The sequence below is a fragment of the Clostridium algoriphilum genome (assembly GCF_020443705.1).
Taxonomy (GTDB): Bacteria; Bacillota; Clostridia; order Clostridiales; family Clostridiaceae; genus Clostridium_AD; species Clostridium_AD algoriphilum.
Genome location: NZ_JAIZZK010000009.1, coordinates 37,007 through 48,890 on the forward strand (window position 1 = coordinate 37,007; position 11,884 = coordinate 48,890).

10 protein-coding genes are annotated in these 11,884 nt (G+C 28.4%); 4 read left to right on the forward strand and 6 right to left on the reverse strand.

The annotated features are described in order from the left end of the window. Positions 1-56: 56 nt before the first annotated feature. From LGK95_RS08835 to LGK95_RS08860, 6 genes are all read right to left on the reverse strand, one after another. Complete coding sequence (locus LGK95_RS08835; RefSeq protein WP_226124205.1) at positions 57-428, reverse strand: YkvA family protein; 372 nt, start codon at positions 426-428, stop codon at positions 57-59. Between the two features lie 67 nt (positions 429-495). After that, entirely contained in the window at positions 496-1,449 is a 954-nt protein-coding gene (locus LGK95_RS08840; RefSeq protein ID WP_226124208.1) for a ketopantoate reductase family protein, read from the reverse strand. A gap of 200 nt (positions 1,450-1,649) precedes the next feature. Continuing rightward, positions 1,650-2,726 carry a polyamine ABC transporter substrate-binding protein gene (locus LGK95_RS08845; protein ID WP_226124209.1) on the reverse strand — a complete coding sequence of 359 codons (1,077 nt, stop codon included), beginning with the start codon at positions 2,724-2,726 and terminating at the stop codon, positions 1,650-1,652. A gap of 52 nt (positions 2,727-2,778) precedes the next feature. Further along, entirely contained in the window at positions 2,779-3,561 is a 783-nt protein-coding gene (locus tag LGK95_RS08850) for an ABC transporter permease (RefSeq protein ID WP_226124210.1), read from the reverse strand. Beyond that, positions 3,561-4,418 carry an ABC transporter permease gene (locus LGK95_RS08855; RefSeq protein ID WP_226124211.1) on the reverse strand — a complete coding sequence of 286 codons (858 nt, stop codon included), beginning with the start codon at positions 4,416-4,418 and terminating at the stop codon, positions 3,561-3,563. Before LGK95_RS08855 ends, LGK95_RS08850 begins: the two co-directional genes overlap by 1 nt. A gap of 9 nt (positions 4,419-4,427) precedes the next feature. Further along, positions 4,428-5,501, reverse strand: a complete 1,074-nt coding sequence (locus tag LGK95_RS08860) for an ABC transporter ATP-binding protein (RefSeq protein ID WP_226124212.1) — start codon at positions 5,499-5,501, stop codon at positions 4,428-4,430. A gap of 465 nt (positions 5,502-5,966) precedes the next feature. Between LGK95_RS08860 and LGK95_RS08865 the strand changes: the two genes are divergently transcribed. The 4 genes from LGK95_RS08865 to LGK95_RS08880 all read left to right on the forward strand — a co-directional run bounded on the left by LGK95_RS08865 (position 5,967) and on the right by LGK95_RS08880 (position 11,662). Then, positions 5,967-6,200, forward strand: coding sequence for a hypothetical protein (locus tag LGK95_RS08865; protein WP_226124213.1), 234 nt, complete (start codon positions 5,967-5,969; stop codon positions 6,198-6,200). A 352-nt stretch (positions 6,201-6,552) separates the two neighbouring features. Beyond that, positions 6,553-9,168 carry a UvrD-helicase domain-containing protein gene (locus LGK95_RS08870; protein ID WP_226124214.1) on the forward strand — a complete coding sequence of 872 codons (2,616 nt, stop codon included), beginning with the start codon at positions 6,553-6,555 and terminating at the stop codon, positions 9,166-9,168. Beyond that, entirely contained in the window at positions 9,165-10,127 is a 963-nt protein-coding gene (locus LGK95_RS08875; RefSeq protein ID WP_226124216.1) for a hypothetical protein, read from the forward strand. The genes LGK95_RS08870 and LGK95_RS08875 overlap by 4 nt, the downstream gene beginning before the upstream one ends. Before the next feature lie 965 nt (positions 10,128-11,092). After that, entirely contained in the window at positions 11,093-11,662 is a 570-nt protein-coding gene (locus tag LGK95_RS08880; RefSeq protein WP_226124218.1) for a hypothetical protein, read from the forward strand. Positions 11,663-11,884 lie beyond the last annotated feature (222 nt).

Below are 11,884 nucleotides of genomic sequence, written 5' to 3' on the forward strand. Positions count from 1 at the left end.
AATTTTCCTTATTTCAGATAAATATTTTAAAATCTATTCAATGTGTACTAATATAATTAAAATAACTTTTCCAAAATATAAATAATTATTACAATCCAAATAAAAAGTATAATACCGCCTGCTACCCAATTTTTAGATTTACTGCCTTTGAAAGTATTTTCTGATTGTTCTCTACACTCATTCATAATATTACTTGGTATTAGTCTAATTGCCAATACTACTCCAATAGGCACTATAATCAAATCATCAAGGTATCCAAGCACAGGAATAAAATCAGGTATTAAATCAATAGGGCTTAAAGCATATCCAACTACTAATAGTATTATCAATTTAGCATACCAAGGTACATCACTTCTTTTAGAGGCAATATATAATGCTCCAATTTCCTTCTTCAAATTTTTAAGCTTTAACTTAAATTTTCTAAACATTATTTTCACTCTTTCAATAATTTTTTTAATTATAATCACCCCTAATTTGCATTGTATCCTTATTTAATTAGCTGCTGAAATATTTATTAAATTGACTGACTTTCTTCAATTCTTCATAAAAAAATTGAGTCATAGGAATTTTTAGCTGACAAATTGATGCTGATTCAAGTAATTGACCAGAGAAAATCTCTAGCTCATTTTGTCTTCCGAAGGTAATATCTCTATTTAATGAACTTGTTGCTGATTCAGACTGTTTTTGTAGTATATGCTTAAAGTGTACGTCTTCAAGGTCGCTTGCAATATTAATTTTTAGCTTGCGTGCCACGCTGCAAGCTTCCTCCAAGAGCGATTTCAGCTGCATGATGGCAATTTTATTTTTTCTGATGTCTCCTGTTGTTGCTTTATAATAGGCGGTTACCACATTATAAGCACAATTTAATATATATTTTGTCCAAATAGCACTTTCTATATCACTCTCTATTACGCATGTAATATTTGCACTCTGAAGTAATTTCTGAACTTCTGATAATATGTTCTCATCATATTGATTTCCTCTTTCATAACCTATATGAACAACACCATAAGAGCTGGTATGGTGTATGGAAAAATCTTTATTGGCTCCGGATGTAATGTAAATCAAGCCATCCAAAACACGGCCTTTACCAATTAAGTTTCGTATTTTACCGGAAGCACTAACACCATTGAGCAGTGGTATGATTACAGTATGCCGATCAATCATCGGTGATATTTCATTGCAGACCTGTTCCAATGAAAAATTCTTGACACTAAGAATGATATAATCCATTACACCCATTTCATCAGCCTTATTACTTGCCTTAGCAGGGTGAGTCGTGAATTCACCAAAAGCATCACTATGCAATAGTAGTCCGTTTTTTTTGATGGACTCAAGCCTCTCACCCCTGGCAAAAAAATATATATTATCATAATGCTGAGCAAGCATACATCCCAGGTATCCTCCAACACCGCCCAAGCCAACTACACAAACTTTCTTATTATTCATAAATATCTCTCCCTCTAATATCTGGTGTGTTAGGTACTAAAACCTTTGTCATTTTATAATTATACTATGAAATCTGATGAAATAAGTTATATCTATTATTATAATAATATTAAATTATTAATTTTATATTATTTTTGCTTAACTAAACAAATAAACATGAAGCTTATAAATTTAAGCCTCATGTTTATTATATTTTACTCCTATTGTTGTTTAAATTCTGACCAAATCGAATCATACAATTTAGATGCACTACCAGCATCCTCTAAATGTTTAGCTTTAGTGAATTCTTTTTTAGGTATATAGACAGCTTTGTTATTGAGAAGTTTCTGTGACATATATTTTTTAGCTGCTGTATTAACATTAATATATTCTATACTAGATGTAATATCGCTACTTGCTTTACCGCCAAGTACGAAGTTTATAAAACTTTCAGCATTTGTTGCGTGGGGTGCGTTTACAGGTACTATTAAGTTATCTTCTTCAAACTGCATACCTTCTTTTGGATAAACTATTTTAAACTTGGAATTACCTTTAATTGCAGCTGATGCCTGTGAACCCCACATAACTCCAATTGTTGTATCTCCATTAATGAGGCTTGTCATTGGTGTATCTGCATCAAACACTTTAACGTTAGCTCGAAGCTTTTCAAGTTCTGCTTTTGCCTGGGCTAATTTTGCTGGATCTGTCTCATTGATACTATAACCAAGCTTTGTTAATGCCATACCTATAACAGACCTTGGATCATTTAATAAAACTGTAGAACCTTTCAAAGAAGGATCCCATAAATCACTTATTCCTTTAATATCTTTTTTAACTTTATCTGGATTATAAACTATCATTTCACTTCCAAGTGAATAAGGCACAGAATACTTATTGGTCTTATCATAATATTGACCTAAATAAGCCTTATCTAAATTTTTATAATTAGGAATTGCAGATTTATTAATAGGCTTTAATAATAAGTTTTTCTGTTTCGCCATAATCTGAACCATATAATCGGCACAAATTATTACATCATATTGTCCACCTTTAGATGCTTGTAACTTTGCAAGCATTTCTTCATTTGTAGAAAAGTTACTATAATTCACCTTAATTCCTGTCTTTTTTTCATAATCTTTAATAACGTTATCTGGAACATAATTTGCCCAAGTAAAAACATTAACTACTTTTTCAGTATTAGTTTTTGATGCATTTGATTTTCCACAACCTATAAGTGTAAGTCCCATAACGGAAGCTGCGAGTAAAATGCTTACAGTTTTGAATCTCTTGTTTAACATTAAAATCCCCCTAATTTCTTTAATAAGTGTAAAACTTCATTTGAAATGTATTTTATTTTTCCCTTTTTAGTTTTATACCTTGTGATAATATTAAAACAACAAAAGTTGTTAATAGCATTATTGTACACAATGCGTTTATTTCGGGTGACTGCCCAAAACGAAGCATTGCGAATATCTTAATTGGAAGTGTGGTACTTTCTGGTCCACTTAAGAGAATATTTATGATTACATCATCGAGTGATAGTGCAAATGCAAGCATGGCACCTGAAACAATTGCTGGAAAAATCATTGGAAGTGTAATTGTTCTAAGCACCGTAAGTTTTGATGCACCTAAATCCATTGCTGCCTCTTCAATTGACAAGTCAAAACCCGAGAGTCTTGATTTAACATTTATAAGTACAAATGGTATACAAAAGGTTGTATGTGCTAGTACTAAAGTAAGTATACCAAAATCAATCCCAAGAATTGAGAAAAACACTAGTAAGGATATTCCCATAATTATTTCTGGAATTACAATCGGGATATAAACAAGAAAACTTATTATTCCTTTTCCTTTAAATTCATACCTTTTTAATCCAAATGCTCCGATCGTTCCAATTATTGCAGAGATTGCGGTACTTAAAGTTGCAATGGTTAAGCTATTTACAAGTGCAGTAATTACATTATCATCGTTAAATAACTTAGTGTACCAATCAAGAGTAAATCCACTGAAAACTACATTTGATTCAGCTGCATTAAAAGAGTACATAATAATGATTGCTATTGGAACATATAAAAACGCAAATATACATAATATATATGTTCTTTCAAGTCCTGTCGATAATTTTGAATTCATTAGAACACCTCCGCGTCTAACTTTTTACCAATAATTTTTACATAAACCAAAATTAAAATTAAAGATACAAAAATCATTACTATTGATAGCGCTGCCCCAAAAGGCCAATCATTTGCTTCCAAGAATTGATTTTTAATTAGATTTCCAATAAGCATTACATTGCTTCCACCCATTAGATCCGGTATGAAAAATAACCCTACAGATGGTATAAATACTAAAATACAACCAGCAACTATTCCTGGCATAGTTAGAGGAATAGTAACTGTTCTAAAAGTCTTCCATTTACTTGCACCAAGATCTTTAGCTGCTTCAATATAAGCTTTATCCATTTTATCTATAGAATTATAAAGTGGAAGTACCATAAATGGAAGCATTGTATAGATCATTCCAATCATTACAGCTCCATATGTATATAACATTTTCAATGGTTCTTTTACAATACCAATTTTAAGCAAAACATGATTTAACATTCCTCCTGTACTCAAAATTACAATCCACCCATAAGTACGTATTAATGAATTAGTTAAAAATGGTGCCATTATTAGCATCATAATTATAAATTTATACTTCTTTATCTTAGTAGCAAAGTATGCAAAAGGGTAACCAAAACCCAAGGTAAATAAAGTTGTAATAGAAGCTACTAAAATAGAGTCCCAAAATACCTTAACGTATAATGAGTTAGCCATTCTTGTATAATTTGAGATAGTTGGTATATAGACTATACTACCATCATCACCTCTTTGCATAAAACTAATAAACACAATATATAAAAGAGGTATTGCAACAAAAAAAAGTATCCAAAAGGATATTGGCGCTATAGTTAAACTCTTTAAAATATTATCATTTTTCTTTCTCATTTTATTCACCTAACCTTCTTCAACTATAACTACATCTTCAGGTTCAAAATGCACCCAGACCTCACTACCTATACCTAACAAATCTTTTTTCTTATCATAATCACAAACCATGATTTCTTGTCCACTTTCAAGTTCCACAGTAGTTTTTATGATAGATCCAATATAACTATGTTCTTTTATTATTGATTTAAGTCCATAACGAGGTTTTACACTAGTATATTTAATGTTTTCTGGTCTGACTAAAATATAGCTTTCCTTATTTTTTGTATTATCATAATTCTTATAATTCACGTTCATTTCATACCCACCAAATTCAACGAATATCTTTTCTTCATCAATTTTTTTTATAGTAGTCTTAATTAGATTAGATTCTCCAATAAAACCTGCTACGAATTTTGTCTTCGGTCTTTCATATATGTCTTCAGGGCTTCCTATCTGCTCTATAATACCTTCATTCATGACTGCTATTCGATCAGACATATTAAGTGCTTCTTCTTGATCATGGGTAACATATACAAAGGTAATCTGTAACTTCTTCTGTAGTTTTTTGAGCTCAATTTGCATTTGCTTTCTAAGTTTTAAGTCAAGTGCGCCTAAAGGCTCGTCCAAGAGTAATATTTTAGGATCATTTATTAGGGCCCTACCTATTGCAACTCTTTGTTTTTGTCCACCGCTTAATCCTTCTATTTTTCTTTTTTCATATCCCTCTAGTTGCACTAAATTAAGCATTTCCATAACTCTCTTTTTTATTTCTATTTTATTTACCTTTCTAATTTTCAAACCATAGGATATATTCTCAAACACATTCATATGTGGAAATAATGCATAATTTTGAAATACTGTATTTACATTTCTCTCATTAGGCTGCTTATTTTCAACATGTAGGCCTTCAAGCAGAACACTACCACTTGTTGGATTTTCAAAACCTGCTATTATTCTTAAGGTTGTTGTTTTTCCACAGCCACTTGGCCCTAGTAGTGTTAGAAATTCACCTTTATTTATCGCAAGCGATATATTCTTAATTACTTCCACATTTTCAAATTTCTTTATTATATTATCCATTTCTAATATAATTTCTGACAATTTCTAAGTCTCCCCCCGTATCTTTTATACTTCAATAAATAATTTATGAATTATTTATTGAAGTCATACCAGAATGTTCATTATTTTGATGTTCTTTCCTTATTATACTATATATATGCTTAAAATTTTTTGCGATTTAAAACATTCTACTATCCTTAATACTGAAATTTTAAAGTCAATTATTTGCATATTCCAAGCAATCATATTTGTTTATAATAGTATAAGTGTATTATAATATTTTGTAAACTATTTTGACATTTTTTGGAGTTAATTTGGCCGTAATTTCTCATTAAATATTTTCTCTAAATCTTGGACATTTTATATTGCAATCTAAAGTTAGTTTATTTTATGTAATATAACATTGCATTATTAGCAAATAAGATATACAATTGTAATACAATGTAATGGATTACATATATTACAATTGTATATGTACTTTATATAAAAATCTATGGAGGCGTAATAATGAGCGATGTTAAGATCAAAAATTTTAGGGTTCAGGAAGACGACATAAAAAAATTCAGAGGGTTTGCAGAAGAAAATAACTTGAATCAGGCTGAAATGATTACAGCTTTAGCGAATGCATTCGATTTAGTAAGAGTTAGAGGGAAGATATTTAATAGATTGGAGGAAGAGAAAAGCAAATTAGTGTATGAATTAAAGTATGAACTAAGGGATTATGATAATAGTTTTATATAGTGATAAATTCGAAGTTCTTGAGTTGCAGAATAAAGTTGTATAAGTAAAGAATGGTAAACTGTTAATATATGCAAAAGCATCAATATATTTTATGTATTGATGCTTTTGTTTGCACTATTTATTTAAAAGTATGTGCAAGTTATCATAAGTGTGTTTGCTTTTATAATTTATATAGACTATTAATAAAAAAAGTTAAGCAGGTTAGTTCTACTATATACATTATAAAGTATATTTAAGTAAGGTGAAATTTTTTTTTGTATGAAGAACTGACTATAACTGATACAGTATTAAAGCTAATTTATGAATCATCATAAAATTTGTGCATTTATTTAATTTAAAGTAGGTGAGAAATATGAGAAAAGTTTTGATACAAGATAATTTTTATAAAAGTGTACCATCAAATAAAAGAGAAAAAGTTGATAGATTATGCGAGAAAATAGAGAGAGAACTAAATAATAGCAAAACTGGAATAAATGGGACATCTATAGCAGCACAAACGAAAAAATTTCATAATGCTAATCATTTGTTTAAATTTAAAGCATCAAGTGGAGACAGGATTATGTTTACTTATAGTAAGTATTTAGAAAACTATAGAAATGAATATGGTTCAGGAATCTGTTTGATTAAATATACCCCTCATGATAAACAAAATAAAGAAGCGAAAAATTTTGATGAAAATAAGGTGCGGAAGATAGATGCTAAAAGACAAACTGAGGAAATACTTTTAGAAATTGAAGAAGTAAAACAGGAAGAATTTGAATTTTATGAGTATAAAGATAAAAACTATTTTGATTTAGATAAAACTATTGTATATATAAAAAATGAAAATGAGCTATCAAAACTATTTCAACAAGATGATGAGATGAAAGAAGTGTATATTAGTAAACAACAATCTGAATATGCTTGTAATATGAAACCTACTATTCTTTTGGGAGGAGCAGGTAGTGGTAAAACACTTGTTTGCCTGCATAAATTAAATAACTTTAAAAAAGTATCAGGAGAAATAGCGTATTTTACATATTCAGAAGGATTAAAAAACAAATCTAAAAAATTATTTAATAAAATTTCATCTAGTAGTAAGGACATTGATTTTTATACTCTTGAAAGTTATTGTCTAAAAACTTTAGGATTAAAAGAAAAACAATTTATTGATTTTGTTTGGTTTAATAAAAATTTTGAGGGTATAAAAGGATCTATAGAGTTATCATCTAATATAAATGTTATTGATATTTGGTCTGAGATTAGAGGAATAATTAAAGGATATATGGGAATTAAGTGGATTAGGGATTGTCCAATCTCTTTTAAAGAAATTAATGAGATATCACGAAAAGTACTAGAGCATGAATACAAATATATAAAAAGATATAGAAATGACGAAAGACACATTATATGTGAAGATGCAACTGAGAAACGATTTAAAAAAATTAAAGAAGCGCTAAATGCAGATGAAGAAATATCAACAAAAGAAAAAAAGATAATATTTGAAGATTTAAAAAAAATACATAAGATGAGTATAAAATTTGTGTATAGGAAAACTAGAAAAAACTGTGATAAAAGAATTCTATCATTGGAAGAATATCTAGATTTAAGCAAAGATGTTTCTATATATTCACAAGATGAGAGAAAAATAATACACTCTATATGTACAAATTATCAGGAGTATATAGACAGTAAAGATCTATGTGATGATAATGATCTTGCTGGATTAACTATAATGAAATTAAGCAAGAAACCTAAAAAAACTTTTGAGTACTTAGTTGTTGACGAGATACAGGATTTGACCGAATTACAGCTCTATCTTTTTTATAATCTCATTCATAACAAAGAAAATATTCTATTCGCAGGAGATGTTAATCAAATAATTAATCCAACATACTTTAGTTCTGGTAGGTTGAAAAAGTTATTTTCAGTCAATAGTGAAAGTATATGCGAAAGTTATTTAAATAAGAATTATCGCAGCCAAAAAAATATAGTAGAGCTTGCAAACAAGCTTGCGAGTATTAGAAAAAAAAATATTGCAAAGCTAAATGAAGAAAATGAGCTTCTAGTAGAAGCTATAAACGAAGGTAAACCATTGATGTATTTACGTAAAGATGACCATAGTTTAAAACAAATGTTGTTAGCAATTAATGAAAAAGCAAATGCAGCTACAATTGTGGCTGATGATGAAGATAGGGAATATTTAAAAATTATTATGGGAAGCCCGGCCACTAATATATATACAGTTGTAGAGATAAAGGGGTTAGAGTTCGATTATATATTTTGTTATAATCTTACTGGAAAATATTCTACGTATTGGGATGATATATTTAGTGGAAAAGCGAAAAAAAATGCTAAATATCGTTATTACTTTAATATGTTCTATGTTTCTATTACTCGTGCAAGGAAATACTTATGTGTTTATAATGAAGTAGAAAATGTGTATTTAAAAAAAGAATTATCTCAATTGTTTAAGTTTGTGGATGGGTTTAATGCAGAAGAATTATACTTAGAAAATGAGGATAAGGATACTATATACTGGGAGCTCAGGGCAAAAGAACTTGAGGAAGTTAAAAACTTTGACAAAGCGATTTCAGCATATAAAAGAGCAAACTTAGATAATAAAAACATTTCCCGGTGTGAAGCAAAATTAAAGGCAAAAGCAAAAGAATATGATAGTGCAATTAAAATAATGTTGCAAATAGGTGAATATAAATATGCTAAGGAATATGCTAAGGTAAGTGGAGATAAATCCATGATTATACTAGCAGCTATGTTATCTGGAGATGAAAATTTTGAAGAACTAGAAAAAGAGTATGGAATAGATAGTATAAATGAAGTTTTGGTAAATAATATTATTAATAAAGAGTTTACTCAGTTGATTCATTTTAATTATATTGAAAATTATGTATTAGTTCATATGTTAAATGATATAGATAAAATAAATAAAGGAATTATAGCAATGACGGGGGATAGGGACAATCCATGAATGATAAAAATAAAAAATTATTAGAGGTGGAGAATGTTGAAAATATAAGCGAGATGATATTGAAATTTAGACAATGCGCTGATACTGCTGCTGATTTATCAAACAGTGTTGGAAAGTTTACGGATATATACCTTAATGTCGAAAAAAATGTGACAAAGCTAGAGGGAATAGAGAGAAACTTAAATTCTAATGATTATATTAAAGGGTTACTTGTTGTTACTGATAACATGAAAGATATTTTTAATTACTTTAACGATAATATTCCACAGTTATTAAAATCTTTGCAGTCATCAAAACAACAATTGGACTTGCATAAAGATGAATTAGGAGTTGTACTTAACAACTTTAATGACTTGCCTCATCAAATGGATAATGCAATTAAAAAAGTGAATTTCATGTTAAATGATTATTCTATTAATAATAAAAATATATTAGATGAATTACAAGGATATGTTGAGGACCAAAATAAAAGAATAAAGAGTAATAATATAGTAAAGAAAACAATGTTAGATGAATTTAATAAGCAATTAAATACTGGGTTAATGGATTTTCAAAAGGTAACCTTAAAATTGATAAATGATAGTGTCAATAAATCTATTAATGATAAAAACCAATTTTTAATTAATAAATTTGACGATATCTCAAACAATCTTGTTGAGTCAATCACTAGGTATAATACTTTAGGGGAAACTGATACAATCTATAATTTATATATTGCAAAAGGAAGAAATTTACCAATTGATGTAAAAAGAATATCTTGGACTGGTGATTTCTATTTTAAAGTAGAAAGAATAGGGCAAAGATTAGTTGGGGAACATTTTAGCTTAATTGCATATGGAAAAAGACTTAAAGATAAGAGCTATTACGATACATTTGAAATTGGCACCGATTTAAAACAATTTAAATTATATAATGATTTAACTCCTACATCAATTGAGGAGGGGGATATTTCTATTTAACAAAAAACGCTAGGAATACAAATGAATTACTTATTAAAGACCCATTTCGGGAAAAAAAGTACCAAAGTGGGAAATATTCAGCTGTTTTTCCCATTTTGGGATTATACTCACTTGATATACTTTTTCATTTTCTGTAAGATGTACCCTTTTCAATACTAATAAGTTTGTTTGCCTTAAAGTGAGTAGTAGTATTCGCTTACCCATATTTGTATAAGCCTTTTTAATAATATGTTTTCAGCTAAATGTAAAAATATAGAATATTGGCATACTTATTGCATGTTATAAATAGTGAAAGTTGCCACTTTCTATATTTTTGTAAGTAATAAAAGAGACGTCTACATCTCTTTTATTACTTAGAAATTTAAAGGCTTTTTAATAACAATGTTATAAAATCTTATAATAAAAAAGACTTAATAGTGTAGTCTTTTGATATGTTAAAAATCATTACTATTTCCAAATAGAGAGTATAAAATCATTCAAGATAATTTTAATTATCTTGAATGATTTTTAATTTTAGGAAATAATATAAGTAATCAGTCGTTTTTATATACGTTTTTTTGTTGCTTTTTGTCAAAAACAGGCTTATAATTTATAATAAGTCCTTTATAATAAAGAAGGCTTATAGTATTCTTTATAAGTCCTTTATTGGATTTGGAGAAGGTGTTCCACAAAAGATGCCTTCTGCTTTTTGTTTTTTACATACAAAAGGGGACTATTAATTTAGTCCTCTTTTATTTTGTATATAATTTGATGTTCTATAAGGGGTTATTGTCAAAATTAGAGGCTTAAGATCTAAGAAAAACCCTAGCAATTGTACTAGTTTTTTTCTAGTTACTCTTATTCTCAATGATTAAAATTTATAGGTATTAAGCCGAATAGTCTAGAGTGATTATACAGAGGCACATATGGCGAGCAGTACCAATGTCTAAAAAAGATACAGCAGAAACAAAATAAAGGAGGGTAACATGTTTACTAACACTAACACTAACATACAATATATATCAACTCTTTTTTCGGGATTTATAGGTTCTATTGTTGGAGGAATTGTTACATGTTTAGTTACAAAAAATTCTCTAAAGAAACAACTTGAAAATCAAAACAATTCAGCAATATTAGAACAAAAACATCAAAAAAAATTAGCAAAATTAGAACAAAAAAAGCAGGAAAAAATAGCATTAAAGTCAGTTAAAAGTGAAATAGATTTTAATTCACATCATTTTATTGAAATGAAAAGATATATGATGCTTCAAAAAACAGATTTTGTAGATTTTAAAGAAAGAAATTTAGATAATATGCTTAGAATGGATAAATGGGAAAAACATAGTGATGCAATTGAAAATATAGAGAAGTTAGATTATATCCTAGCATTACAATCATTTTATTATTCGATATCAGCTGAAATATTTAATCAAATGGGTAATTCAAAAAGAATAGATAGTCTAATAAAAAATGCAGTTAAACTTTCAAAATTATTAGAAGATACAATTAAAACTTATGAAAAATCAAATGAAGATACTCAAATATCTCAAAAATAGGCTCTAATATGATAATTAGATTCCTTATGAATTATTTAGATGTGGGATTATACGTAATAATCATTAGGATGCCTTAGAGGGGATATAAAGAGTAAAACAGAATAGTCTAAGGGCCTGACTGATTACAAGAATGGCATGATAAAAGTATATGGAGAACCAAAAGGTATGTGAGAAATCATGTGCCTTATTTGTTTCCTAAAAGTTTCAATGTATTATGAATGA

Coding starts and splice junctions, on each gene's coding strand:
- LGK95_RS08835 (WP_226124205.1), bottom strand. CDS start 428: ATGTTTAGAAAATTTAAGTTAAAGCTTAAAAATTTGAAGAAGGAAATT.
- LGK95_RS08840 (WP_226124208.1), bottom strand. CDS start 1,449: ATGAATAATAAGAAAGTTTGTGTAGTTGGCTTGGGCGGTGTTGGAGGA.
- LGK95_RS08845 (WP_226124209.1), bottom strand. CDS start 2,726: ATGTTAAACAAGAGATTCAAAACTGTAAGCATTTTACTCGCAGCTTCC.
- LGK95_RS08850 (WP_226124210.1), bottom strand. CDS start 3,561: ATGAATTCAAAATTATCGACAGGACTTGAAAGAACATATATATTATGT.
- LGK95_RS08865 (WP_226124213.1), top strand. CDS start 5,967: ATGAGCGATGTTAAGATCAAAAATTTTAGGGTTCAGGAAGACGACATA.
- LGK95_RS08880 (WP_226124218.1), top strand. CDS start 11,093: ATGTTTACTAACACTAACACTAACATACAATATATATCAACTCTTTTT.
- LGK95_RS08875 (WP_226124216.1), top strand. CDS start 9,165: ATGAATGATAAAAATAAAAAATTATTAGAGGTGGAGAATGTTGAAAAT.
- LGK95_RS08870 (WP_226124214.1), top strand. CDS start 6,553: ATGAGAAAAGTTTTGATACAAGATAATTTTTATAAAAGTGTACCATCA.
- LGK95_RS08855 (WP_226124211.1), bottom strand. CDS start 4,418: ATGAGAAAGAAAAATGATAATATTTTAAAGAGTTTAACTATAGCGCCA.